This is a genomic window from Ancylobacter sp., assembly GCF_965229075.1.
GTDB lineage: Bacteria > Pseudomonadota > Alphaproteobacteria > Rhizobiales > Xanthobacteraceae > Ancylobacter.
On sequence record NZ_CBDDIO010000002.1, the window covers coordinates 2,356,319 to 2,380,754 of the forward strand.

26 protein-coding genes and 1 pseudogene are annotated in these 24,436 nt (G+C 64.4%); 13 read left to right on the forward strand and 14 right to left on the reverse strand.

Annotated elements, in window-relative coordinates; translation table 11 throughout:
• The first annotated feature begins 7 nt into the window (after window positions 1-7).
• From ACO07Z_RS17050 to ACO07Z_RS17075, 6 genes are all read left to right on the forward strand, one after another.
• Complete coding sequence (locus ACO07Z_RS17050; protein WP_421699788.1) at window positions 8-1,024, forward strand: C-terminal binding protein; 1,017 nt, start codon at window positions 8-10, stop codon at window positions 1,022-1,024.
• A 1-nt stretch (window position 1,025) separates the two neighbouring features.
• Window positions 1,026-2,258, forward strand: coding sequence for an alpha-hydroxy acid oxidase (locus ACO07Z_RS17055; protein ID WP_421699789.1), 1,233 nt, complete (start codon window positions 1,026-1,028; stop codon window positions 2,256-2,258).
• 82 nt (window positions 2,259-2,340) lie between these two features.
• Window positions 2,341-2,790 carry a CoxG family protein gene (locus ACO07Z_RS17060; RefSeq protein ID WP_307058350.1) on the forward strand — a complete coding sequence of 150 codons (450 nt, stop codon included), beginning with the start codon at window positions 2,341-2,343 and terminating at the stop codon, window positions 2,788-2,790.
• A 304-nt stretch (window positions 2,791-3,094) separates the two neighbouring features.
• Window positions 3,095-3,682, forward strand: a complete 588-nt coding sequence (locus ACO07Z_RS17065; protein ID WP_421699790.1) for an amino acid synthesis family protein — start codon at window positions 3,095-3,097, stop codon at window positions 3,680-3,682.
• Window positions 3,679-4,875 (forward strand): amidohydrolase family protein, encoded by a 1,197-nt coding sequence (locus ACO07Z_RS17070; protein WP_421699791.1) that lies wholly within the window; start codon window positions 3,679-3,681, stop codon window positions 4,873-4,875. Before ACO07Z_RS17065 ends, ACO07Z_RS17070 begins: the two co-directional genes overlap by 4 nt.
• 32 nt (window positions 4,876-4,907) lie before the next feature.
• Complete coding sequence (locus tag ACO07Z_RS17075; RefSeq protein ID WP_421699792.1) at window positions 4,908-5,582, forward strand: hypothetical protein; 675 nt, start codon at window positions 4,908-4,910, stop codon at window positions 5,580-5,582.
• 28 nt (window positions 5,583-5,610) lie between these two features.
• On the opposite strand, the gene ACO07Z_RS17080 is transcribed toward ACO07Z_RS17075, so the two are convergent.
• The 7 genes from ACO07Z_RS17080 to ACO07Z_RS17110 form a co-directional block, all read right to left on the reverse strand.
• Window positions 5,611-6,312 carry an ABC transporter ATP-binding protein gene (locus ACO07Z_RS17080; protein WP_421699793.1) on the reverse strand — a complete coding sequence of 234 codons (702 nt, stop codon included), beginning with the start codon at window positions 6,310-6,312 and terminating at the stop codon, window positions 5,611-5,613.
• On the reverse strand, window positions 6,305-7,069 hold the full coding sequence (locus tag ACO07Z_RS17085; RefSeq protein WP_421699794.1) for an ABC transporter ATP-binding protein: 765 nt from the start codon (window positions 7,067-7,069) through the stop codon (window positions 6,305-6,307). Before ACO07Z_RS17085 ends, ACO07Z_RS17080 begins: the two co-directional genes overlap by 8 nt.
• Window positions 7,070-7,082: 13 nt before the next feature.
• Window positions 7,083-8,078 (reverse strand): branched-chain amino acid ABC transporter permease, encoded by a 996-nt coding sequence (locus ACO07Z_RS17090; RefSeq protein WP_421699795.1) that lies wholly within the window; start codon window positions 8,076-8,078, stop codon window positions 7,083-7,085.
• A 3-nt stretch (window positions 8,079-8,081) separates the two neighbouring features.
• Window positions 8,082-8,975, reverse strand: a complete 894-nt coding sequence (locus ACO07Z_RS17095; protein ID WP_307058337.1) for a branched-chain amino acid ABC transporter permease — start codon at window positions 8,973-8,975, stop codon at window positions 8,082-8,084.
• Window positions 8,976-9,089: 114 nt separating this feature from the next.
• Window positions 9,090-10,277: an ABC transporter substrate-binding protein gene (locus ACO07Z_RS17100; RefSeq protein WP_421699796.1), complete on the reverse strand. Its 1,188-nt coding sequence runs from the start codon at window positions 10,275-10,277 to the stop codon at window positions 9,090-9,092.
• A 238-nt stretch (window positions 10,278-10,515) separates the two neighbouring features.
• Window positions 10,516-11,340: an alpha/beta fold hydrolase gene (locus ACO07Z_RS17105; RefSeq protein ID WP_421699797.1), complete on the reverse strand. Its 825-nt coding sequence runs from the start codon at window positions 11,338-11,340 to the stop codon at window positions 10,516-10,518.
• Window positions 11,340-12,089, reverse strand: coding sequence for an SDR family NAD(P)-dependent oxidoreductase (locus ACO07Z_RS17110; RefSeq protein ID WP_421699798.1), 750 nt, complete (start codon window positions 12,087-12,089; stop codon window positions 11,340-11,342). The genes ACO07Z_RS17105 and ACO07Z_RS17110 overlap by 1 nt, the downstream gene beginning before the upstream one ends.
• Before the next feature lie 284 nt (window positions 12,090-12,373).
• Here ACO07Z_RS17110 and ACO07Z_RS17115 point away from each other — a divergent pair, with 284 nt between their 5' ends.
• The 5 genes from ACO07Z_RS17115 to ACO07Z_RS17135 all read left to right on the forward strand — a co-directional run bounded on the left by ACO07Z_RS17115 (window position 12,374) and on the right by ACO07Z_RS17135 (window position 17,050).
• Window positions 12,374-13,168 (forward strand): isochorismatase family protein, encoded by a 795-nt coding sequence (locus ACO07Z_RS17115; RefSeq protein WP_421699799.1) that lies wholly within the window; start codon window positions 12,374-12,376, stop codon window positions 13,166-13,168.
• Between the two features lie 146 nt (window positions 13,169-13,314).
• On the forward strand, window positions 13,315-14,352 hold the full coding sequence (locus ACO07Z_RS17120) for a leucyl aminopeptidase (protein WP_421699800.1): 1,038 nt from the start codon (window positions 13,315-13,317) through the stop codon (window positions 14,350-14,352).
• Between the two features lie 70 nt (window positions 14,353-14,422).
• Window positions 14,423-14,656, forward strand: a complete 234-nt coding sequence (locus ACO07Z_RS17125) for a tautomerase family protein (RefSeq protein WP_307058323.1) — start codon at window positions 14,423-14,425, stop codon at window positions 14,654-14,656.
• Between the two features lie 95 nt (window positions 14,657-14,751).
• Window positions 14,752-16,029, forward strand: coding sequence for a cytochrome P450 (locus tag ACO07Z_RS17130; protein ID WP_421699801.1), 1,278 nt, complete (start codon window positions 14,752-14,754; stop codon window positions 16,027-16,029).
• A 13-nt stretch (window positions 16,030-16,042) separates the two neighbouring features.
• Complete coding sequence (locus tag ACO07Z_RS17135) at window positions 16,043-17,050, forward strand: PDR/VanB family oxidoreductase (protein ID WP_421699802.1); 1,008 nt, start codon at window positions 16,043-16,045, stop codon at window positions 17,048-17,050.
• Between the two features lie 336 nt (window positions 17,051-17,386).
• On the opposite strand, the gene ACO07Z_RS17140 is transcribed toward ACO07Z_RS17135, so the two are convergent.
• Entirely contained in the window at window positions 17,387-17,542 is a 156-nt protein-coding gene (locus ACO07Z_RS17140) for a helix-turn-helix domain-containing protein (protein WP_421699803.1), read from the reverse strand.
• Window positions 17,543-17,592: 50 nt separating this feature from the next.
• Window positions 17,593-18,144: pseudogene (locus ACO07Z_RS17145) on the reverse strand (ATPase, T2SS/T4P/T4SS family); the annotation flags it as partial.
• Between the two features lie 206 nt (window positions 18,145-18,350).
• On the opposite strand from ACO07Z_RS17145, the gene ACO07Z_RS17150 reads away from it, so the two are divergent.
• Complete coding sequence (locus ACO07Z_RS17150) at window positions 18,351-19,157, forward strand: ATPase, T2SS/T4P/T4SS family (RefSeq protein WP_421699804.1); 807 nt, start codon at window positions 18,351-18,353, stop codon at window positions 19,155-19,157.
• A 19-nt stretch (window positions 19,158-19,176) separates the two neighbouring features.
• Here ACO07Z_RS17150 and ACO07Z_RS17155 read toward each other — a convergent pair whose 3' ends face one another.
• The gene (locus ACO07Z_RS17155) at window positions 19,177-19,665 is read right to left on the reverse strand and encodes an Lrp/AsnC family transcriptional regulator (RefSeq protein ID WP_421699805.1); all 489 of its coding nucleotides are present in this window, start codon (window positions 19,663-19,665) and stop codon (window positions 19,177-19,179) included.
• Between the two features lie 335 nt (window positions 19,666-20,000).
• On the opposite strand from ACO07Z_RS17155, the gene ACO07Z_RS17160 reads away from it, so the two are divergent.
• Window positions 20,001-20,585: a P-loop ATPase, Sll1717 family gene (locus ACO07Z_RS17160; RefSeq protein WP_421699806.1), complete on the forward strand. Its 585-nt coding sequence runs from the start codon at window positions 20,001-20,003 to the stop codon at window positions 20,583-20,585.
• 252 nt (window positions 20,586-20,837) lie between these two features.
• Here ACO07Z_RS17160 and hxsA read toward each other — a convergent pair whose 3' ends face one another.
• The 4 genes from hxsA to ACO07Z_RS17180 are packed head-to-tail and all read right to left on the reverse strand — an operon-like array spanning window position 20,838 to window position 24,230.
• Window positions 20,838-21,491 carry a His-Xaa-Ser repeat protein HxsA gene (hxsA, locus tag ACO07Z_RS17165; RefSeq protein ID WP_421699807.1) on the reverse strand — a complete coding sequence of 218 codons (654 nt, stop codon included), beginning with the start codon at window positions 21,489-21,491 and terminating at the stop codon, window positions 20,838-20,840.
• Window positions 21,488-22,591 (reverse strand): His-Xaa-Ser system radical SAM maturase HxsC, encoded by a 1,104-nt coding sequence (gene hxsC, locus ACO07Z_RS17170; RefSeq protein WP_421699808.1) that lies wholly within the window; start codon window positions 22,589-22,591, stop codon window positions 21,488-21,490. Before hxsC ends, hxsA begins: the two co-directional genes overlap by 4 nt.
• The gene (hxsB, locus tag ACO07Z_RS17175; protein ID WP_421699809.1) at window positions 22,588-23,997 is read right to left on the reverse strand and encodes a His-Xaa-Ser system radical SAM maturase HxsB; all 1,410 of its coding nucleotides are present in this window, start codon (window positions 23,995-23,997) and stop codon (window positions 22,588-22,590) included. Before hxsB ends, hxsC begins: the two co-directional genes overlap by 4 nt.
• Window positions 23,994-24,230, reverse strand: a complete 237-nt coding sequence (locus tag ACO07Z_RS17180) for a hypothetical protein (protein ID WP_421699810.1) — start codon at window positions 24,228-24,230, stop codon at window positions 23,994-23,996. The genes hxsB and ACO07Z_RS17180 overlap by 4 nt, the downstream gene beginning before the upstream one ends.
• Between the last annotated feature and the right edge of the window lie 206 nt (window positions 24,231-24,436).

Below are 24,436 nucleotides of genomic sequence, written 5' to 3' on the forward strand. Positions count from 1 at the left end.
AAAAGCCATGATGCCCCGTGTCGTCTACCCGGAGATTCTCGACTCCGACACCGCCCTTGAAGCGGACATACTGACCCCACACGCCCAGGTCTCGTTCAACGACGTGCCGCTGATCGCCGATCTCGACCCGGCGCTGTGCCGCGACGCCGACGGTCTGCTCGTGTTCCGGCATCATGTGACCCGGGCGGACTTCGACCGCTTTCCGAAGCTGTCGGTTCTGGTGCGGATCGGCGTCGGTTACGACCGCATCGACATGGCCACCGCCGCCGAGCGGGGCATTCTCGTGTGCAACGTGCCCGACTATGGCACCACCGAAATCGCCGATCACGCCATGGGCCTGATCCTCTCGCTGCGGCGCGGGCTGCTGTTGCATCATGATCTCCAGCGCGGCACCTCCCCCGCCCCCTGGCTTCTGGTCGAGACACCGCTGATCGACCGCCTCAATGTACAGACCCTCGGCATCATCGGCCTCGGGCGCATCGGCACGGCCCTCGCCATGCGCGCCAAGGCGTTCGGCCTTCGCGTCGTCTTCTACGATCCCTATGTGCCGAACGGAGTCGATCTCGCCCTTGGCATCGAGCGGGCCCGCGCGCTGCCCGATCTGCTGCGCGTCGCCAATGTGCTGTCGCTGAACTGCCTGTTGTCCGACGAGACGCGCGGGATGATCGGCGCGGCGGAACTGGCCCAGCTGCCGCGCGGCGCCATCATCGTCAACACGGCGCGCGGCGCGGTGATGGACATCGAGGCGCTGGAGGCGGCGATGCGGGCCGGCCATGTGGCCGGGGCCGGCCTCGACGTCATTCCCGTCGAGCCGCCCGTGGAGCCCCTGCCGGGCCTGCTGCGCGCCTATCGCGAATGCGAGGACTGGTTGACTGGCCGGCTCATCGTGACGCCGCATGTGGCCTATTACTCTGCGCCGGCCAATCGCGACATTCGCGTCAAGGCCGCTGAAACCATGGTGGCCGCGCTGCAGGGACGCCCGCAGAATGTCGTGCTGCCCGCACCGCGGCACGGGCGGGGCTGAAATGGCACATCTGCACGAAGCGGCGGTTCAGGAGCGGGCCGTCACGGCGCCGCGGGTCGAGGACGCGACGCCCCGGCATCTGGCCCCGTTCCTGTGCCTGGCCGATTTCGAGGCCGCCGCCCGCCGGCGGCTGCCGCGCCAGATCTATGGCTATTACGCGGGCGCGGCCGAGACCTGCCAGTCGTTTCAGGCTAACGCCGCCTCCTTCCGCAGCTATGAACTCGTGCCGCGCGTTCTGGCGGACGTCTCGGCCCGCTCGGCCCGCACCACCCTGTTCGGCACCACCTATGCCGCGCCGTTCGGCATTGCGCCGATGGGCCTGTCGGGCCTGGCGACCTTCGAGGGCGAACTGGTGCTGGCGCGCGCCGCGACGCAGGCCGGCATCCCCGCGATCGTCAGCGCGACGTCGCTGATGCCGCTGGAGCGCGTCGCGACCCAGGGCGGTGCCCGCTGGTTTCAGGCCTATCTGCCCGGCGAGGACGCGCGCATCGAGGCGATGGTCGACCGGGTTGAAGCCGCCGGCTACGACACCTTCGTGCTGACGGCCGATGTGCCGGTTCCGGCCAACCGCGAGAATAATGTCCGCACCGGCTTCAGCATTCCCCTGCAGCCGTCGCTGCGGCTGCTGTGGGATGGGCTTTCCCGGCCGCACTGGCTCGGCGCTACCTGGCTCGCCACCTTTCTGCGCAATGGGGTGCCGCATTTCGAGAACATGGACGCCTTCCGGGGCCCGCCCATTCTCTCGCGCCATGTCGTGCGCGCCATCGGGGCCCGCGACCAGCTGTCCTGGCGCCATCTTGCGCTCATCCGCCGGCGCTGGCCGGGCAGGCTGATCCTCAAAGGCGTGCTGTCGGCCGAGGACGCGGTGCAGGCCCGCGAGCACGGCGCCGATGGCGTGATCGTCTCCAATCATGGCGGACGCCAGCTTGATGGCGCACGGCCGGCCTTGGCGGCATTGCCGGCCATCGCCGAGGTCGCCGGGCCCATGCGGGTCATGGTCGATGGCGGCATTCGGCGCGGCTCGGACGTGCTGAAGGCGCTGGCGCTGGGCGCGCATTTCGTCTTCGTCGGCCGCCCTTTCCTGTTCGCCGCCGCCGCGCGCGGGGAAGACGGAGTGCGGCACGCGATCCGGCTGCTTTCGGCGGAGATCGAGCGCGACATGGCGCTTCTCGGCGTCACCCGCCTTGAGGCGCTGTCCCGCGCGCATGTCGAGCGCGCGTCGTGGGCGGCATGACCCCGCCTCGCGCAGGCACGGATTTGGTTTCACGCGACAACCGGCGATTCCGCGCCGTGTCCGCGCATCAGGGAGGCCCACCATGGCGATGACGATGACCGGGGAAGTGCAACTGCCGGCGAGCAAGGATGTCGTCTGGGCCAAGCTCAACGATCCCGAAGTGCTCAAGGCCTGCATTCCCGGCTGCGAGGCACTGAGCCAGGATGACGAGACCCACTTTTCCGCCGTGGCCAAGGTCAAGCTCGGCCCGGTGAAGGCCAGCTTCAAGGGCAAGGTGGAACTGCTCGATCTCGATCCCCCGAATGGCTACCGCATTCGCGGCGAAGGCGAAGGGGGCGTCGCGGGGTTCGCCAAGGGCGGGGCGATCGTCATCCTCACCGAGGCGGCGGAAGGCACGCTGCTCCGCTACGAGGTCGAGGCCCATGTCGGCGGAAAGCTGATGCAGCTGGGCTCGCGCCTGATCGATTCCGTGTCCAAGAAGCTGGCGGCGGAGTTCTTCGAGAGCTTCGAGAAGGCCGTGGCCGGATCCTGACGCCGCCCGGCCCACTCCTGCGGAAGGCGGCGGTGCCCGTCAGGTTGACACCATGATCTCGTGACTACAATATGTACCTAAATTATTGACTTGTTATTCGTTCGTGTCGTGGGGTGCGGCGGAAAGCGGTCGCGCTGGCGCGTGCTGCACGCCGCCGGAGAGCGGAAAGTCGGGAACCGTCGTCCCGGGGGGGCGGCGGAGGGGCGTTTGCCTGCCACGCGTGCCCCTCCGTTTCGCCGACGGGACATTCAAGGATCGCCCGCCGAGCCCTCCGGCTGAGGGCGGGCTCAGGGGAAACAGACAGATGGAACTGAACATTCGGCGGGTTTTGGTCCAGTGCGAGGACACCTTCGAGGAAGGGGCCGTCCGCGTGGAGACACCCCTGCGCAAGGCGGCGGTCATCTTCGTGGTCGAAAACCCCCTCGCCGGCACGGTGGGGGCGGACCTTTCTCCGCTGATCGAGGCGAGCGTCGATCTCGGCCGGAAGGTCGGCGCGAAGCTGGTCGAGGTGATGGCGGGGTTCGAGGTTCAGGGCTACGGCAAGGGAGCGCTGGTGGGGCTGGCGGGTGAACAGGAGCACGCCAATGCCCTGCTCACCACGGTTTTCGCCAATCCCGTGCGCGAGGCGATTGGCGGCGGCGAGGCGTGGATCTCGTCCTTCCAGAAGGTGGCCGCTCCCGGCACGGTGATCGACATTCCGATGAACCACAAGGATGAGGTCTATGTCCGCTCGCACTATGACGGCATCACCGTGATGGTGCCGGGCGGGCCGAAGGCGGACGAAGTGGCGGTGATCTTCTGCGCGTCCAGCGGCCGGCGGCTGAACTGGCGCGTCGGCGGTATGACGCATGAAGAGGTGCTGGCGCGCAAGGCGAAGGCGACGCAGGGATGAAGACGGCCATCGTCAATATTGGCGGCATTTTCTCCGGCGACATCGACGCGCCCTTTCGCGATGGCGACGCCCTTCTCATGGCCGATGGGCTGATCCAGTCCGTCGGCACGCTCAGCCCCGCCGAGGTCGAGGCGGCCGATGTGGTGATCGACGCCGCCGGCACCTTCGCCGCGCCCGGGCTGATCGACTCGCATGTGCACATCACCTTCGGCGACTACACGCCGCGCCAAAAGACGGTGGGTTTCCTCGAAAGCTATGTCCATGGCGGTGTTACCTCGTCGATCACCGCTTCCGAGGTTCACACGCCCGGCCGCCCGAAGGACCCTGTCGGCGTGAAGGCGCTGGCCGTGGCGGCGATGAAGTGCTTTGCCGACTATCGTCCGGGCGGCATGAAGGTCCATGCCGGCGCCCTCATTCTCGAACCCGGGCTGACGGACCAGGATCTGCGCGAAGTGGCCGACGCCGGGCTGCGTTTCGTCAAGGCGGGCTTCGGGGCTTTCCCATCGCCCTATGACTATGTGCCGCTGATCGAGAGCGCGCGGCGCCATGGGCTGATTTCGATGGTTCATACCGGGGGCGCGTCGATCCCCGGATCATCGGGCATCTGGGCCGAACATCTGGTGGCCATGCAGCCCGACATCTCCTTTCACGTGAATGGCGGGCCGATCGCCATTCCGGAAGCGGGGTTCGACCGGCTGATCCATGAGACGAAGGTGGCCATGCAGTTGTGCATGGCCGGGAATCTTCGCACCGCTCTGTTGATCGCACAGAAGATGACCGCGACCGGCACTCTCGACCGGCTGCTCATCGCGACCGATACGCCGACGGGATCGGGCATCATGCCGCTGGGCATGCTCTACACGATCTCGCATCTCGTCGCGCTTGGTGGCATGGCGCCGGAAATCGCCATCGCCGCAGCCACGGGCAACAATGCGCGCCATTTCCGGCTGAACGCCGGCGTGATCGCTCCCGGCCGCGACGCCGATGTCATCCTGCTCGACGCCGGGACCGGCGGCTCGCAGCCCGATGCCCTCGCAGCGATGCGCAATGGCGACGTGCCTTCGGTCGCGGCCGTGATGACGGCCGGCATCCCGCGTTTCGTCGGGGCCAGCCGGAACACGCCGCGCGGCATGCGCAATGTCCGCACTGCGCACTCGCGCATCGTCCAGACCTTTGACGGCGCGTCCCACTGACCCTCACGTCGCGGAATGCAGGAGAGATCAAATTGCGCGCTGGAGCCGTACTGTTTTCGGAAATGACGCCAGCCCCGGAGTGGGAAGACGACTTCAATCATTGGTACGACACCCACCACATTCCGATCCGCATGGCGGCCCCCGGCTTTCTCGGCGCGCAGCGCTACCGCAATGTGGAGGGCCCGGCCTATCTCGCCGTCTACGACATGCAGACCCCGGCGGCGCTGAAGACGCCGGACTATCAGCGGATCAAGCAGAACCCGTCCGAGCAAACGAGCTGGATGCTGGCCAATGTCGGGGATTTCACCCGCTACACCGGCGAGCTGATCAGCTGGCAGCAGCGGCCCGACGTCGAGGATGATCGCATGCTCGATTCCGCCTATCTCTATGCCGTGTTCTTCAGCGTGCCGGCCGAGCGTGAAGAAGCGTTCAATGCCTGGTATGTCGAGGACCACGTTCCCCTGCTGCTGGGCTGCGAGCACTGGCTTGGCTGCCGGCGCTACCGCATCGTCGACGGGCACCCCGCCGCTTTCACCCATATGGCGCTGCATCACCTTGCTGATCTCGCCGCGCTGCAGAGCCCGGCGCGCGAGGCGGCCCGTGCGACGCCCTGGCGGGCCAAGCTTGCCACCGAACCCTGGTTCAAGGGGCACTATGCCGTCTTCTCCCGCCACGGCGCGGCGTTTCGGGCGACGCCCGCCATTTGAGCGGGTGTCCGATCCCCCCCGGGCGACCTCAGCCGATATAGGAATGAAACAGTTCCTTCTCGTCGTGAAAGTCGCCCGTCGGCCCGTGGGTGATGATCGTGCCGGCGCGAATGACGTAGACGTAGCTCGCAACGCCCAGCGCCAGATGCATGTTCTGCTCGACGAGCAGCACCGAGGTGCCGGCCTCATTGAGCCGTTTGATGGTGCGACCAAGCTCGCGCACCACCAGCGGCGCCAGCCCCATGGACGGCTCGTCCAGCATCAGCAGCTTGGGCCGGGCGGTGAGCGCGCGAGCGATGGCCACCATCTGCTGCTGTCCGCCGGACAGGGTGCCGGCACGCCGGGCAAGATGCGCCCGGAGTTCCGGGAAATAGTCGAGGGCGCTCGCGACGCGGGCGTCAAGGTCCCCGCGTGAGGCGCAGGCGATGGCGCCGAGTTCCAGATGTTCCTGCACCGACATGTCGGTGAACAATTCCCGCCATTGCGGCACCAGCGAGAGGCCGTGGCGGAAGACGCGGTGCGCCGGCTGTCCCTGGATGCTGTTCCCCTCGAAGGCGATCTCCCCGCCCTGCGACGGGATCAGCCCCATGATCGCGCTCAGTGTGGTGGTCTTGCCCGCACCATTGCCCCCGAGCAGCGCCACGACCTGCCCCTTCCCCACCCGCATCGACAGGCCTTGCAGCACCTCATGGGCGCCGTAGCCGGCGCGAAGTCCTGTGATGTCAAGCATTGAGCCGCTCTCCGAGATAGGCTTCCTGTACGGCGGGATCGTTCTCGATCTGCTCCCCTGTTCCCTCCGCAATCACCCGCCCACGGTCGAGGACGGTAATGCGGTGGCACAGTTTCACCACCAGCGGGATGACGTGCTCGACGAGAACGATCGACACGTTCCAATCTGCCGGCAGTCTTGCGATCAGGTCGTCGAGCCGCGCGACCTGTGCCGGGGACAGGCCGGCCGTCGGCTCGTCCAGCATCAGTAGCCGGGGGGAGGCCACCAGCGCCTGACCGATCTCGACATAACGCTGCTCGGCGATAGACAGCGTGCTCACCAGATGATCGACGCGCGGGGCGAGGCCCAGATAGTCCAGCACCCGGGTGATCGTCGCCATTGGATCGGTCGCGCCGCGTGCATTGACGGCGTGGCCGACGAACAGGGCCGCGAGCGGGTTGTCGGCGCGGCTGTGAAGGCCAAGCAGCAGGTTTTCATAGACGGTCATGGTCTGGACGAGCTGCACCGTCTGGAAGGTGCGGCGGATGCCCCGTGCCGCCCTGTCCGGGGCGCCCAATGCGGTCACATCCGCACCGGCGAAGATCATTCGGCCGCTCCTTGTGGGGGCGAGGCCGGAAATGGCGTTGAACAGGGTGGTCTTTCCTGCCCCGTTCGGCCCGATCAGCCCTCGGATCTCGCCTTCGGCGATGGTGAGGCTGACCTTGTCGACCGCCACGAGGCCGCCGAACTGCACCGTCACGTTTTCGACTGTCAGCAAGGAGGACATCCGCCTAAACCTCCTGCGGCGCCGGGCGGGAACGGCCAGGCAAGGACGGCCGGCGGAGCGAGAACCGCTCACGGGGCAGGATGCCCTTGTCGATCAGGAAACCGGCAATGCCGCGCGGGGCGAAAATGACGAACAGAATGAGCATGAGGCCATAGCCGATTTCCTGCAGGGCCTGCGCGTTGCGCAGTACCTCCGGCAGCCAGGTCAGGATGATCGAGCCGATGATGGGTCCGGCGAGACTTGCGGCGCCGCCGACGATGACGATGCAGAAATGCAGCGTCGTCTGGTAGAAGCCGAAATTCTCGGGGGTGATGTAGCTCTGGGTAAGAGAGAACAGCGACCCGCCGATGCCGGCATAGAAGGCGCTGATGGCGAAGGCGAGGACCTTGGTCCGCGCCACCTTGATGCCGCTGCACTGGGCGGCGATCTCGCTGTCGCGGATGGCGACGAAAGCGCGGCCGAGCTTCGAGCGGATGATCGCCTGGGCGAGAAGGGTCATGGCCAGGGCGACGACCACGACGATGTAGAAGGTCGGGTAGTCGCCGTAGAAGCGGTGGCCGAACAGGACGGGCGCGGGGACGCTGACGCCGTCCGGCCCGCCGGTGACCGACTTCCAGTGTTTGATGACCCATTGCACGATCTCGGAAAAGCCGAGCGTCACCATTGCGAGATAGAGGCCGCTCACCCGGAGCGCGGGAAAGCCGATGAGGGCGCCGACGATCGCCGCGGCAACGCCCGCCGCCGGCATCGCGACAAGCAGCGACACGCCGAGCTTGGCGGTGAGCAGGGCGGACACATAGGCGCCGATGCCCATGAACGCCCCATGGGCGAAGGCGAACATGCCCGCAAAGCCGAGGATGAGATTGAGCCCCTGACCGATGACCACATAGACCAGCACGAGATTCACAAGGTACTGGGAATAGGCGTCGGTCGTGAATGAGAGGGCGACGGTTCCGGCGAAGAACAGCCAGACGAGATTGTTCTGCAGCAGGGTGCGCATGGCTCAGACCCTCGCGGCGCGGCGTGCGCCGAACAGGCCCTGTGGCCAGAACAGCAGGACGAGAATGATAATGATGGGCGCGAAGATATCCATCATCGAGGTCGCGATGTAGCGGCCGGCGAAAATCTCGACGACTCCCATCAGCACACCGCCGAGCAGCACGCCGGTGACGCTGCCGAAGCCGCCGAGGCAGGCGGCGGCGAAGCCCTTCAGCAGCATCCGCGTTCCCATGTCGGGATGAAGGAAGATGAGCGGCGCCGCGAGCACGCCGGCGATGGCGCCGCAGGCCGCCGCGAGTGCCCAGGTGGCCGAATAGATATTGCTGGTGTGGATGCCGATAAGCTTGGCGCCGGTGGGGTTCTGCGCGGTGGCACGCATTTTCTTGCCCAGCGGCGCGCGGGCAAAGAAGACGGAAATAGCGACGGTGAGCACGAGCGTCACCGCGACGATCAGCAGGCGCTGGGTGGCGATCGCGACGCCGCCGATGGTGACCGTCTGCGTGGTGAAGGCCGTGGGCAGGTTGCGCACGCTGTCGCCCCAGGGAATGCGGGCCAGGCCCTTCAGCACGATGGCAAGCCCCACGGTCGCGAGCACGATGGCGACTTCGCTCGAGGCCCGACCCAGCGAGCGGTGCAGGGAAATGGGCCGGATCGCCAGCCATTCCAGCAGCATGCCCATGAGGCCGATGCCGACGACGGCGATGAGGAAGGACAGAAAATAAGGCAGTCCCAGCAGGACAATGGCGGTGTAGGCCAGAAACGCCCCGGCCATGAACAATTCGCCATGGGCGAAGTTGGGAATGCCCTGGGAGCTGTAGACCAGAACGAGGCCCAGGCCCACGAGCCCGTAGAGGCAGCCATTGGAGAGCCCCACGGAGAGCAGTGTCGCGATTTCCATCTGAACCCCATCCGGTCCGGCAGGAAGGGCCCGGCGGAATGGCTCCGCCGGGACGCGGGAATGTCGGCCAGGAGTGGCCCGTTGGGACGGCTCGCGGCGGACGGACAGGACGGCTCAGTTCTTCCAGCGGTCGCCGATCACCACGATCTTGCCGGCGCGAACGCCCCACATCACGCCCGTCCGGCAGCCGTCATGATCGGCGGCGGAGAAGCTGAGCGAGCAGGCCATCGGGCCGCCATCGAGATTCTGGATCCCGTTCATCGCCTCGATGAATTTCGCGCGCGTGAGGTCCGGTCCGGCCTTCTTCAGCCCCTCGACCACGGCGAGGGCGCCGGACGTGCCGAGGAAGGCGGAAGCCTGCACCTTGTCGGAGGGATAGTACTTCTTCAGCATCTCCTGCCATGGCGTCATGGCCTCGCTGCCGAGCGGGCCCTTATAGACGGCGACGACATACATGTTCTTGAGCGCGTCCGTGCCGCCGATGCGGTCGGCAAGATCCTGAAGATCGACGACGGTGGCGCCGATCATGGGAACATCCAGCCCCAGGCGGTGGGCGTCCTTCAGAAAGACGGCCGAGGCGGCGGGCCGGCCGACGAGCACGACGGCATCGGGCTTGGCGTCCTTGATCTTCAGCACCTGCGCCGTCGCGTCGGTGAGCTCGGTCTCGATGGTCTCGAGGCCGAGCAGTTCGACGCCGTGCTTTTTCAGCCCTTCGGTCAGCGTGCCATAGCGCGCGCCGGCGTGTTCGTCGGCATGGCCCACGACCACGACGCGCTTGACGTTCGGCATGGTGGCGATGAAATCGGCGATGATCTTGCCGTCGAAACTGCCGGGCAGGAAGGCGCGGTAGATGTAATCGTTCGGCTTTTCCTGGACGATCTTGTCCATGGTCGCGACGAGGATCATCATCGGCACTTCATTGGCCAGCACCTCGTCGCGCGTGGCGAGGATGGACCCGCTGCAGCTGCCGCCATGCAGCATGAAGACCTTGTCGCGGTGGATCAGCTTCTTGGCCGCCGCCAGTGCCATCGGCGGGGCGCATTGCTCATCCTCCACCACCAGCTCGATCTTGCGTCCGTTGATGCCGCCCTGCGCATTCACCGCGTCATAGACCATGCGCGCGCCATTGATGGTGGGCCACCCCCACGCCGCCGCCGGGCCGGTGAGGGAGCCGATCATGCCGATCTTGATCGAGGTCGGGGTGATGCCCGGGTCGTCGGCGCGGGCATGGGGGGCCGCCATGGCGAAAGTCAGCGCCAAGGCGGCGGACGCGACGAGAGACAGGCGCACTGAAGTCTTCATCTCTGGGTCCCCTGAATTGTTGTTTCATGTCTCAGGAAGGGGCCGACTTGCGTGAGCCGGCTCTGTTCTTCACGGGCCACCCGTCGAGAGATCCAAAAATGCCATGCGGCGACACGGCCCGGGGCGACCCGCCCCAGGGCTGACGAGGAATGAATGGATATCGACGAATTGTAAGTACAGTCTTTATGTTAAAGATGTATCTGTCAAGCGAGCGACGGCGAGAAGATGCCGCACCGCGTCATCCCTGATCGAGGAAGGCGGTAATCGCGGTCAGGAAGTCGTCCAGATTGTCCCAGGGAATCATGTGCCCGGCATCGATGCCGATGGCGCGCCCGTTCGGCATCCGGCGGACCATCTCGCTGGCGGCATCGGCCGAGACGACCTTGGCCCGCAGCGCGAAGACCAGCAGGGTGGGCACGTCCAGAAGGGGGAGGTCGGGAAAGATGTCTTCCTCATGGAAGCCGGCGTGCGACCGCGTGATCGCCTCGACGCTGCAGGTCGGCAGCCATTCAAGGCGCAGGGCGATCTGCGCGTCGCTCCAGCCGGGCGTGAGCGGGCGAAAGGCCTCCACGGTCGCCCCGCGCGAGGCTGCCTCATGGGCGGCGAGGTAGGAGGAAAGCGGCGTCGGGTAGGGCGCCCTGCCGGGCCCGGAGAGCGGCGGATCGGCAAGGATCAGCCTGGAGACGACGCCGGGCGAGCGGGCCGCAAGCCGGATGGCGATCCGGGCACCCATGGAATGGCCGAGAATGACGGGCTGGCGAAGCCCGAGGCCGTCGACCAGCCCCAGTGCATCCTGCGCGTAATCCTCCAGCGCATAACCGAGCCCGGCCCGGCTTTCCGAAAGGCCGCGACCACGGAGGTCGGGCACGATCACGCGCCGCGTGGCGGCGAGAGGTTGGGCGACGAAGGCCCAGGTTGCGGCCGGGCTGGTGATGCCGGGCAGCAGCAGGATCGGCGCGCCGGCGGCGTCCGGATTGAAGTCGAGATAGTGCAGGCGGATGCCATTGGCGAGGCAATGCGCGCCACGGCAATGCGGGCCCGGAGCGAGGTGCGCGGCCCCCATCAGTTCAGGACCCCGCCGCCATCGACCTGGATCTGCTGCGCCGTGATGTAGCCGCTGTCGTCGCCGGCAAGGAAGGCGACGATTCCCTCCAGGTCCTGCGGAACGCCGACGCGGCGCATGAACTTGCCCTGCGCCTTGCTCTCCAGCTGTTCGCGGGAGAAGGCGCCGGTGTCGATCTGCCCGGGATTGACCATATTGACGGTGATCCCCTCCGGGCCGAGCTGCTTGGCGGCGCACCGCATCAGACCAATGAGTGCCGCCTTCGAGGCGGTGTAATGGGTGACATGGGCCAGCGCCTCGCCGATCGCGGCCGAGCCGATGAAGATGATCCGTCCGCCCTTCCGGCCGATCATGTGCGGAGCGATCGCCGCCGCGCAGTTGAAGGCGCCTTCCGTGTTGACGCTGAAGGCTCGCTGCCACTCGCTGTTTGGTATCTGCCAGAACGGGCCGGAGGTCAGCTGTTTCCAGATGCCGGCATTGCTGACGAGCACATCCACCTGTCCCAGCGTGGCCACGACCTGCGCGACCATCGCTTGCACGGAAGCGCGATCGGCGACATCGACGGTGACAGGCAGGCAGCGCGCGTCCGGCTGATCGCGTCGGATGGCCTCCGCAGCCTCCGTGACGCTCGCCGCGTCGAGATCGGCGAGGGCGACCTGCGCACCTTCCGCGGACAGGCGGGCGGCCAGGGTGAATCCGATGCCGCGGGCAGCACCGGTGACTAGGGCAACCTTGTTCGAGAGCTTCATGACCAGCTTTCTCTTGGCGTGCGAAGGCGCGCGAAAGGGCCGGTCGGCGTTGAGAATTCCCCTCGACGCACCGTCGACACGCGCTCGTTCATCCGCGCTTGACACGAGTAAATTTATATAAAGAATGTACGTAATAGCCGGAGGGTTGGCAACAGGGAAAGGGCGCTCTTCCGCCGGTTTGTGCCCCTGCCGATCGCCCCGACCACAGCGCGTTCCTGCGGTGCCGCCGGCGCCGCAGCCTGATGCCGAAGCCCTCGTTCCCCATCAGTCGAGAGAGAAACCAGATGCCCGAGAAGCCCTACATGCCCCCGATCTGGGACGCCTTTCTGACGCCCCGGGACAAGCAGGTCTTCGCCGCCTCGGGCTATGGCGCGCGTGGCGGCTTCGGCAAGCGGCCCGCACTGCTGATCATCGATGTCAATTACGGCTTCGTTGGCGACAAGCCCGAGCCGATCCTGGAATCGGTGAAGCGCTGGATGAATTCCTGTGGCGAGGATGGCTGGGAGGCCGTCGCCGCCATCAAGAAGCTGCTGGTCGCCGCGCGCGCCAAGGCCATTCCGGTCATCTACACCTCGGGGCTCCGCCGGGGCGACGCCTGGGACCAGGGTGCGTGGGCCTACAAGAACAGCCGGGTGAACAAGGACTATCTCGGCAAGTCCCCGGCGACGCTGCGCAGCAACATCATCGTCCCGGACATCGCGCCGGAACCGCAGGACCTGATCATCGGCAAGCAGAAGCCCAGCGCGTTTCATGGCACCCCGCTGCTCGACTATCTCGTGCATCTGGGCTGCGACAGCGTGCTGGTGACGGGCACCACGACATCGGGCTGCGTGCGCGCGACGGCGGTAGACGCCTTCAGCTACAATTACCGCGTCTCGGTGATTGCGGATGGCTGCGCCGATCGTTCGCAGGCCTCGCACGCGATCAATCTGTGCGACATGAACGCGAAATACGCCGATGTCGTCTACAGCCCCGAGGTGATCGACTACATCGCCACCCTTCCGGACGGGCTTTTCGATCTCCCGCAAGGCGATGCCAACGCAGCGCGCATTTTCGCCCGGGACAAGGCGGCGGAATAGACCGAGCCAGGCTGGCGGTCTCTCCCGAACGCCAGCTGCGGAGAACCGGCGGTGGGCGCGTCCGAGCCAACGCCCCCCGCCGGTGCCACGGCACGGATGCGCAGCCGAAAACGACCCCGAAGGCGACGTCAGGGAAAAGGGACATCATGTCGGTCGACAAAGATATGTTTGACCTGTTCCGCAAGGAACTGGAACTGTGCCAGGTCAAGGCCGGCGAGCGGATCGGCATTCTCTCCGAGGACTGCATCCGGCGCGACTACGCGCTCGCCTTCGCCGCCGCCGCCGAGGATCTCGGTGCCGACACGCTGCATGTGAATATCCGCAAGCGGCCGGGGAGCTTCTTCGGTCCGGGAAATTCGCTGCGCGGTCAGCAGGCAGCGATCGACGCGCTGAAGAACATGGACATGGTCATCGATCTTGTCGGCCTGCTGTGGTCGAAGGAACAGGACCAGATCACCGAGGCCGGCCCGCGCATGCTTCTGGTGCTCGAACCGATGGCCGTGCTGTCGCGCCTGCTCGCCTCGCCGGACTTGCGCCGGCGGGTGACTGCAGCGCACGAACTGATTTCGCAGGCCCGCGAATTGCGGGTCACCTCGCCGGGCGGGACGGATGTCACCTACAAGATCGGCACGCTGAAGACGGTCAGCCAGTATGGCTACACCGACGAACCCGGCCGATGGGACGCCTGGGCGGGCGCCTTTGTGTGGACCGGCGGCGACGAGGATGGCGTGGACGGTACGGTCGTGATCGATGCCGGCGATCTGCTGCTCGATCCGATCATGCGCTACGTCTCCGAGCCGATCGTCCTCACCATCCGCAAGGGCTACATCACCGACATCGCCGGCGGTGGCGCCGAAGGCGCGCTCATGCGCGACTTCATGAAAGGCTTCAACGACCCCAAGGCCTATGCGGTCTCGCATATCGGCTGGGGGCTGGACGCGAACGCCCAGTGGACCTTCCTCGCCACCCATCCGGCCGCCTCCGAGAGCCTCGGCGTGGACGGGCGCTGCTTCTACGGCAATGTGCTGTTCTCGACCGGGCCGAACACCGAACTCGGCGGCACCAATGACACGATGTGCCATCTCGATATCCCGCTGAAAAACTGTTCGCTGTTCCTCGACGGCCGCCAGATCCTGCGGGAGGGCGAAATCCTTCCCGAGGAAATGCGCGTGCCGGGGAGATAGCCGGCGGCGCTCTTTGTACACGCGCCGGCCGGCGGCGCGTGACCGCTGCCAATGTCAAGGGAGTTCGCGCATGCCGCTCGTCCAAGTGCAGCACCTCGCCGGGGCCTTCACCCGCGAGCAACAGACCGCGCTCATCGGCGACATCACCGAGGCCTTTGTGCGCGTCGCCGGCGAGGGCATCCGCGCCAATGTGCTGGTGACGGTGAGCGAGATAGCGAGTGGTCTTTGGGCCACCGGCGGTCAGCCGCTCACCATCGAGGAGGTGGAGCGGCGCCGCGCCGCGCGGGCCGCCGCTGCCCCTTAGCCGCCGCCCGGACCGGCCCGGGCGCCGAAATCGCCACCGAACCGGCGTGAGGCTCACGGCCACTGCCGCATGGAAGCTAAAAACGGGACACCGCCATGTCGACTGATGCCACTGCGTTTCCGGTGCTCGAAGGTTTCGACCCCTTCAGCCAGGAGTTCCTGAGCAACCCGGTGCCCACAATAAAGCGGGCGCAGCAGGAGTGCCCGGTCTTCTACTACCCGCCGCTGCGCATGTGGGTCGTCACCAAATATGACGACATCTGCCGCGCTGCGCGCGACTTCGAGACCTTCTCCTCGAAGGCGACGGCCTATGTGCCTCCCCCGGACGATCTGCGCGCCAAGATCCCCGAGGACTTCATCGCCAATCACTTCATTTCGCTCGACCCTCCCGAGCACACGACCGACCGCACGGCGGTGGCCCGGCAGTTCCTGCCGCGCGAGCTGCAGAAGCAGGAGCCGGTCATCCGGGCCATCGCCAATCGTCTCATCGACGGCTTCATCGCCAAGGGTTCCTGCGATTTCATGCAGGAATTCTGCTACCCTCTCTCGCTCAACGTCATCATCAACCTTCTGGGCGTGCCGCCCGACCGCGCCGACGACTACCGCATCTGGACGGAAGACCTGTTCTCGGTGCTGACGCCGAAGACCAAGGACGCCGTCACCAGGCCGATGAGCGAAGAGGAGCGGCGCGAGCGGTGGACGCGGCTCGCCGCCAGCCAGGCATTCTTCGAGGACTTCGTCGCCGAGCGCGCCCGCTGCCCGATGGGCGATCTGACCAGCCAGATCCTCGAGGTGAAGGACAAGGCGACGGGCGAGCAGGCAATGCCGACCCCGCGCATCGTGCGCAAGATTCACGAGTTGGTGGCGGCGGGCAACGACACCACCGCCAATCTGATGGGCCTCATGCTCATCTACCTGACCGCCCACGCCGCCGAGCGAGCGCAGGTGAGCGCCGACCCCGCGCTCCTGTCGAATGTCGTGGAGGAGACCCTGAGGCTGCGCGGCACCTCACCCGGCCTGTTCCGCATCACCACCCGCCCGGTCGAACTGGGCGGTACCCACATTCCCGAGGGAGCGCTGGTGTGGCTACTGTTCATCGGCGGCGGCGTCGATGAGAGCCATTTCCCTGATTCCGAGAAATGGGACATCCATCGTCCCAACCGCGACAAACATCTGGCCTTCGGCCATGGCCGCCACGCCTGCCTTGGCAATCCGCTGGCGCGGCTTGAGGCGCGCGTGGCCTTCGAGGAACTGCTGCGGCGCATTCCCGACATCCGCGTGACGCCGGGACAGACGGTGCAATACCTGCCGGTCATGACCGTCACGACCATCAACCATCTGCGGGCCGAGTGGACCGTCGCCGCAGCCGGCTGAAAGGACGCGCGACATGTCAAATCCGGCCGGTTCGAGCGAGATGCGATCCCCAGTCGCGGGTGACGCGACGCAGAGGTTGATTGTCGAGCGCGTCACCTATGCCGCGCCGGAGGTCGTGATTCTGGAACTGGTGGACGCGGCGGGTGCCAATCTGCCGCCCTGGCAACCCGGAGCTCATATCGACCTGAAGCTGCCCTCCGGCAAGGTGCGGCAATATTCGCTCTGCGGTGATCCGGAAGACCGTCGGAGCTACCGTGTCGCGGTGCTGCGCGAGGCGACCGGCCGCGGTGGATCGGAGGAGATCCATGCGGTGGCCGCTCCCGGCCTTGTGTTGCCAGCGCTGGGTCCGCGCAACCATTTCCCGCTGGTGGAGGCGCCGGACTTTCTCTTCCTCGCGGGCGGCATCGGGATCACCCCCTTGCTGCCTATGATCCGGCATGTCGGCCGGGCGGGTCACCCCTGGCGCCTCGTCTATGGCGGGCGCCGGCGGGAAGCCATGGCGTTCCTCGACGAGGTCGCGGCATGTGAAGGAGGTAAGGTGCAGGTGGTGGCGCAGGACGAAAGCGGCCATCCGGATATTGGCGGCCTGATCGCCGCGCTGGGGCCTGACACGGCCGTCTATGGTTGCGGCCCTGGCGCCATGCTAGCGGCGCTCGAGGCGGCCGCGGACCGGCAGGGCTGTACGTCGCGGCTCCATATCGAGCGCTTTTCTGCTGCAGGAGAGGTGGCCGCCCCGTCCACTGAGGCCGGTGATGTTGCATTCGAGGTGGAACTGCGCCAGTCCGGGCTGGTGCTGCAGGTGCCGGCCAACCGCACACTGGGCGGTGTTCTGGAAGAGGCGGGCGTGCCGGTACCGTTCTCCTGCCAGGAGGGGTATTGCGGCAGCTGTGAGACACGGGTTCTCGACGGTGTTCCCGATCATCGCGATACGATTCTGACCGATGACGAAAAGATGGCCGCGACAGCCATGTTCGTCTGTGTCGGGCGTGCCCGCACGGCGCGCCTGGTGCTTGATCTGTAGCCGTCCTAGGCCGGCCACACATTGGCCTGTGGTGACCGGTTAGGATTTAGAATGTGCAACCGCGGGGGCCACGCCCACGAAGCAACTGCCTTGAGTTGACCTGGATTCCCAAATGCGGAGATGAACGGCGTCTATCTTTGCCGGTTTCTGCAGCCGGGAATTCCGATCCTCGACTGGGCTCGACGCGCTCGGACCAGACCTATGACGTTTTCCACGTCACTAACGACTGCGTCTTCCAACTGGAACCCGAGCGCAAACTGAACGAGACCGGCTTCCCCGGGCCAAGCGTGCCTGAACGGGTGCTGCCGCCTTGCGAGAGGTGACGTGCTCCGCGCGTTACTGACGGGGGGACACCCCCAGGGACGTCCTGAATTTCCGAGAGAAATGGGCAGCGTCGGAAAAGCCACAATCAAAGGCGATTTCTGGGCTCCGGGACCGGAAGCGGACTAGCCGGTTTTGGCTACCGCTGAGCGGATAGCCGCCGGTCTGCATCCGGCCCCAGTTCTCCCTTTTGGGGCTATGAGATCATCTCAAAAGGGGCATCATACGGGTCGGTCGTTTGGAGCGCCCCGTGGTACCATCACCGCCCGGCGGTAAACCCCGAGTGTTGCCGCGAAGTCGCGGTAGGCGTGCAGCGGTCGGCCAAGCATGTTGGTCAGGCGCTCGCGGTCGCCTGCGCCCGGTGTCATGCCATCGCTGACGTAGCGCTCGGCCATGAGACGCATCTCGTAGGCCTGCCATTTTGGTATGAAGTTGGCCATGTTGGCCTCGAACGCGCTTGGATCATCGCCGCCGTAGACGACAGGCCGGCCGAGCACTTCGATCCAGATGCGGGCAATCTGCTCGCCCGTCAGCGTGTCGGGTCCGACGAGGTTGATATTCTCGATCGGCAGCGCGCTGCCGGCATGGATGGTGCCGATGCCGCCGGGATGGCCGGTGCCCCACGCCTTGAGCAGGTCGAGCGCCTCTGCGCCGCGCACCTCGCCAATGGGGATGCGGTCGGGACGCAGCCGCAGCGCGGAACGAACAAGGTCCGAGAGCGAGGCGACGCCGTCCTTGGTGCGCAGAGCGACGAGGTTCGGCGCCGCGCATTGGTGAGCCGGACCGGGGATTTCGGCAGGGGTGCCAAGCACCTTCGCCCGCTCGAAGCCCGCTTCGAGCGCAACTACGCCGTTCGCCTGTGATTGCACGCCACGCTGCGACGCGGGTGGAATCCTGTTGAACCGGCCGAATATCGGGCCCTTTTAATCATCCCCGACCGGGATGAAATCGTCAGGACCCCGGCATTCTCAGGGTTCGCATGGCGGCAGCACATCATCAGGGTTTTGCCCGGGGCGCGCGGATGCTGCGCACGGCGCTGGGTCCGGCGATCGCCCGGCATCTGGAAGACCCTGATGTCATCGAGGTGATGCTGAACCCGGACGGGCGGCTGTGGATTGACCGGCTCTCGGAAGGTTTGGGCGACACAGGCGAGAAGCTGTCGCCCGCTGACGGCGAGCGCATCGTGCGGCTCGTCGCGCATCATGTCGGCGCCGAGGTGCATGCGGGAGCACCGCGCGCTTCAGCCGAGCTGCCGGAGACGGGAGAACGGTTCGAGGGCCTGCTACCGCCGGTCGTCGCAGCCGCGACCTTCGCCATCCGCAAGCCCGCCGTCGCGGTGTTCACGCTCGAGGACTATGTCCGCGCCGGGATCATGTCCGCCGCACAGGCCGGCGCTTTGCGCCAGGGTGTCGCCTCTCGCGCCAATATCCTGGTAGCCGGCGGCACCTCGACGGGCAAGACCACGCTGACCAACGCGCTGCTCGCCGAGGTCGCTAAGACAGAAGATCGCGTCGTCCTTATCGAGGATACACGCGAGCTGCAAGCGCCGCTTTCGCGACATCACGCAACGCGATTCTCGCCGTCCGAGACCCGCGGGGCTACGCCGCTGGCCACAAGGCCGCTGGCGCAACAATCGACCATCTCGCGCAACCGCATTCAATCTATTGGCCGATCTCCGCGCCTAGCGTGGCGGGTGAACCGTCATTCGTTGACTGCTATCCGTGCCCCGGTGCGGTGGCAGCGCGCGCGGGAGGCCGGATGTGCAGCACATGTCTTCCATTATTAAGTCGCGACTTCGTCCACGCCTATCGCCCACCAATCGGCCGACTCGGCTGCGGCAAAGGTAGTTCGGTGTGGTATTTGACCCGCTTCAACGCGATGCTCGAACGAATGCTGGACATGTTCTCGATTCGAGAGAGGCGATTGACGATCAGTCGTTCAAGATCTCCGAGATCCTTTACGGCAACGCGGAGAAGATAATCGGAATTGCCGGTCATAAGATAACATTCCATTACTTCAGGAAACTGTAAAACGGCCTTCTCGAAGCGCTCAAGCGCCATTTCGATCTGACGATCAAGGCTGATCTGAATGAAAACATTGACCGTAAGGCCGATTTCCTCGGGATCGAGCAGCGTGACGTATCGATCGATGATGCCGGCGACTTCGGGCGCCCTTACCCGCGTCAGGCAGGGCGATGCCGACAGGTTCACGCGGCTTGCCAGTTCGGCATTGGTCAGCTTCGCGTTCTGCTGAAGTTCTGAAAGGATTCTGAGGTCGATGCTGTCCATCTGCATGCGCGCTTTCCTCTTATTGACGCTGCCGACAAAGAGGTCATCTGCCGTAGATTATGCTGAAAATGCCCCTAACGATCTTATTTTCGGAAGAAAATGCCGGATGGCATCGTTTAAAGTCAACGCATAAAAATAGGGGAGCGCCGCAATGAGCTTACATACGTGAGATATACATCGCGGAGATAACCTCGATTTGATGCCATTTATCGTGAATATCGAAGTATTTACGCAATCTGATCGTTTGCGTTGTTCATATCTGTTGCATAAACACTTCCGACAGTCATGCGTCTCTGGCGTCAGTGCGGACCGGATCGCCGCGGCATCGCAAGGCGGCCGAAGTGTCTTTCGAGCAGATCTGGCCTACGATCTGCACCTCTCACTATCATGGCGAGGAAAGTTCGACGTTCATCATCGACCGCTCCCTCATGAGGCCCCGCAACGTACTGAAGATCTTCAATCACGCCCGCGGCTTCGCCAGTAATTTCAATCGGGCGCGGATCAGTGAAGGCGACATCGAGAAGGGGATGCGGGCCTATTCTCAGGATCTGCTGATTGAACTCGACCGGGAGCTCGGCGACGTTTTACCCTCGGCCAAGGACTTACTCTACCACTTCATCGACGCGCCAAGCGTCCTTGACACTGCGGCCCTGCACAACATCGTACGCGAGGCTGGCATTGAGCAAGAGGTTGCTGAAGGCGTGGTCGACTTTCTTCTCTACTACGGCGTTCTCGGCGTGCGCACCGAGAACAGCGACTTCTTCATCTTTAACGTCGCCTATGACCTAAAGGCATTGAAGATTCCAGCCAAACGGGGAGGCGCCGACACGCTTTATCTGATCAATCCAGCGTTCGGTCCCGCACTAGGTCTGAAGGAGTTCAAACAGGAAGTTGTCGATCTCGACGAGCCGGCGCTACCGCTCTGATCTTCGAGGTGAATGACCGATTCAGCGATATCTGCCGAGACGAGCTCGTCAGGAACTTTCTCTTGGAGCTTCACCCCGGGGATGGGAGCGGATGGGCGAACGGTTGCTGCTGCTACCGATAGCCAACGACGCCACAACTAGCCGCTTCGAACGAAGCTCCAACGTCAGCTCTGCCGCCACCTTGATTTCAAACGTCCTAATAAAATCGGCATCTCTGTCGACGACTTAGCGCTGGCTTCCGGATAAGCCATACTATTGAGCAACAATCCTCAGCGCATTCAATGTCTCTGGTGTAATTGTTCCTGTCGGCTTCAATCCATAATCTGTCTGCAAGCGCGTTAGCGCGTCACGGGTCTGCGGACCGACCTTGCCGTCAACGGGACCGCTAAAATATCCGAAGGCAACCATCGCGGTCTGAACCTGGCGCACGATAGCCGCAAACTTGTCGGTGTTTCCAGGAAGCGGGACCGGTCCGGTGCGCGTTGGCGAAACAGGGTTTGGTCCAATCTCCACAGGCGCGGACAGAGCCGGTGCCGGCGTCGTCGCGTAGCTTCCTGTTGCTGGCGAACCGCTGATGGTGGGGGTCGGTACGGCCGGTCGTGTTGGTACAACTGGCGGCGGCGCATAGAGGGGCGTCGCGTAGGAGGGTGAGGGGCTATAGCTTGGACTGTAGTAGCTGCCGCCAGTCGAGGAGCGGTGGCTCGTGTGGCTGCTATGGCTTCGATGCGAGCTATGACTGCGATGTCCGGCCAACGTATAAATGTGGTCGAGTTTGAAGATGTCGAAGAGCGACTTGCTCTTCTGAGGGTCAAGGCCTGGCGGCGCGCTGAGCGGAAGGGTCAGGCCTTTTGACGGGAGAAGGCCAGCCGCGAGCAGCGAGGGAATGGCAAAAAGCCTGCGTTTCATATGCGAGCGAGCCTCTGGAAGCCTCGATCCTCTGGATACCACTCAAAGAACCCACCGCAAATGTCCCGCTCCTGGCAGCCGCTGCACTCCCCCAGATAGCGTCGCTTCCAGTCTGAGATCGTCGACGGCGCGCGATCACGATAAGGCTGTGGGACCGTGCAGCGAGGAAAGTTGAAGAGTACGGCTTCGACGTTTCGCGCTTTTGCAATATTCAGGGCATCCGCAATCGGCGTGAACTCGGTCGAATGGTCGAAGAAAAGCCGGTCCCAATTCTGTCGGCCGAAGCCGATGCTCTCCAGCTGCATTAGAGCCCAGCGGTTGATGAACGGCAAATGCACGATCACGAAGCTGGCGAGCCGCGCAAGTAAGGCAGCGTTCTCGCGCATGATAACCGTACGCAGTTCGATTGATGCACCAGCACGGGCGAAGATGGGAAGGGTCTCCATCAGCTGGAGGAAAGCACCCGTTTTGCCGACGATGCGATCGTGCGTGGCAGCGTCGGCCGCATAAAGCGGAATGCCCCACAGCACGCGGTCGCGCATGACGGCCAGAGGATCCAGATCGTCTTCGTCGATATGCTGGGCGTTGCTCAGTACGTGAAATCCGAGGTCCGGTCTGTGCGTGAGGACCCTCTGCATCATCGGCAGGAGTGCCGTCTTATAGAGCAGCGGCTCTCCCCCTGAGATGCCGATTGTCATGGCGGGGGGCGCGAGCAGCGCCGCCGCCTCGAAGAACGGCAACAAATCCGCGTGATTATGCTTCGGTGGCTGAGAGCACATCAAGCATAGCTGGTCGCAGCGCTCGGTGATCAAAAACGTGTTGTGGGGTGATGTTGCCCGGATCAGTCGCTGGGCAGCCCGTCCGCCAGGCAACGCCAGCACTACGTCGCCGTCAATCTCTTCGGCGGTCGCACCGTCGATGACGAGTGTGCCCCGGGGGCTCGCATAGGTCAGACGCTGACCCGCCACCTCAACCAGGTCTCCATCAAATTCCGTACGCAGGCCCGTTCTAGCGAGTTCGTATGCCCGCCCCTCGGCGTTAAGCCGCATGACGAAGGGTTCAGGCTGTGACGATCGAGCTGCAAACCGGAGCGGAATCATTGGTGCTCTCGCACGAGATGTTCGGGCCAGCTTTCCAGGTCCGCCCAGCGGCTCAGAGAGAAGCGCGTCGCCTCATCACGGCGATACAAGAGCTCGAAAACCTTATCGAACAGGCTTGTGTGGCGGCGGCAAAACCATGTCGCTTGCTTGGGGAGGTCAATGCGGCCGTATCGCGAAATGTCGTCGACCAGATCAGAGCCGCAGAACGGCTGATAGGGACAATGGATGCAGTCTGGGTCGAAATTGTTGCACGAGGCCGCGTTGAGCGTAGCGACCTTCTCGGTATCGATGCCACGGTGGACATGGCCGACTGACAGATCGATCCGACCGATGCGCGACTGCATGCGGGCCTCATCCGTTGGATACAGCACGCCATCGTGGTCAATGACGATGTAGTCCGACGCGAAGAAGTTGGGGTTGCGCAGATCGACATGCTCGTCGGCGCCAGCGCGCAGCACACGCTTGAGACACTGACTAAAATAATACTCCTCAATGATAGTGCCTGTACGGAAGTTCCGCTCGATCAGATGCTCGATGAAGGCCGCATGCCAGGCATTCCAGCGATCGAGACCCACATCAGGATCCCTGCCGCGACGGGCAAAGCCTTGATGATTAATCGGACGGAGATAAATTGAGCGCAAGTCGCGGTCCACGAAGCTGTTGATGAGTTCGTCAACCGCAGGCGGGCGCTCAATGTCGATGGTTGGCAGAGCCGAGATCTTCCTCGAACCGAACTGCTCGATGGCTCGGTCCAGGTTGCCAAAGAATGCATCAGTAAGCTCGGCTGACCGGGTACGTTGGCGCTGATGCGTCACCGCATCGCCGTCGAGCGAAGTGCTGATGAAAGTATCCGGTGCCGCCAAATAGTGCCACGCCTCCGCGCTCACCGCTTGCAAGTTCGTGCACACGACGAACTCGGCTTTGCCGAACCGTTGGCGGCAAAAGTCCCGCACGCGCTCAAGGAGATCGAGGCGAAGTAGCGGCTCACCTCCCTGGAATTCGATCTTGATTTCCGGGGCTGCCAGTCCCCCGATAAAGGCCAGCACGGCGCTGAGGGTGTCTTCGGTCCAGTCGAAGCCACGCGCACCTTCAGGCGCCCGCGACACTTGGCAATAGCTGCAGGTCAAATTGCAACGAAGCGTCGGGACGAGGATTACATATCCCAGTTGGCGGCGGGGTGCCTGGCGCGCGCACCAGCGATAGGCGAAACCGAGATAGGAGAGATCGAGTTCTCGCTGAAAGGTATGGCCGCCTTCGTGAAGGAACTCTTGGTCCTCGTCGGTCAGGGCATTAAGGGCATAGCGATCCAGAAAGTCTTCGGTTCCCTTGAAGAATCCCCCGGCGTCATCAGCGAAAAGGATCGAGCCGCGGCCGAGGTCGCGAAAGCGAAGTGGCCAGATGTTCACCTGAGCACCCGATTCAGCAATTCCTCGCGAAGGGGCAACGTTTCGGCATAGATTTTCTCGCGATAGACTGCGTGCAGCACGGCGGATCGAAGATGTTCCGGAGCTAGATTCCCCGCGTCCACCTGAATCCCAGCCGGCGTGCGTTCAAAGACGGTTTCCGGAAACTGACTCTGGAGTCTTATCAGCGTGGCATCAATGAAGCCGGCTAGCGACGATGGAATATCGATTTGCATGACCGTACGTGCACCAAGTGACTGATATCAGCCGTGTTCATATGAAGCGGCTTTCGACGGATCGCAGTTTACAATTCCTGCGATAATCGACCAGCCGTTATTTCGATTTTTGGAAGTGCACAGCGACGAAGCTGGCCCATTGATCGCCACTTTCTCACTTGTCGAATCCGCATGGGCGAGTTCATGCCATACTCCGACGAGGCGCG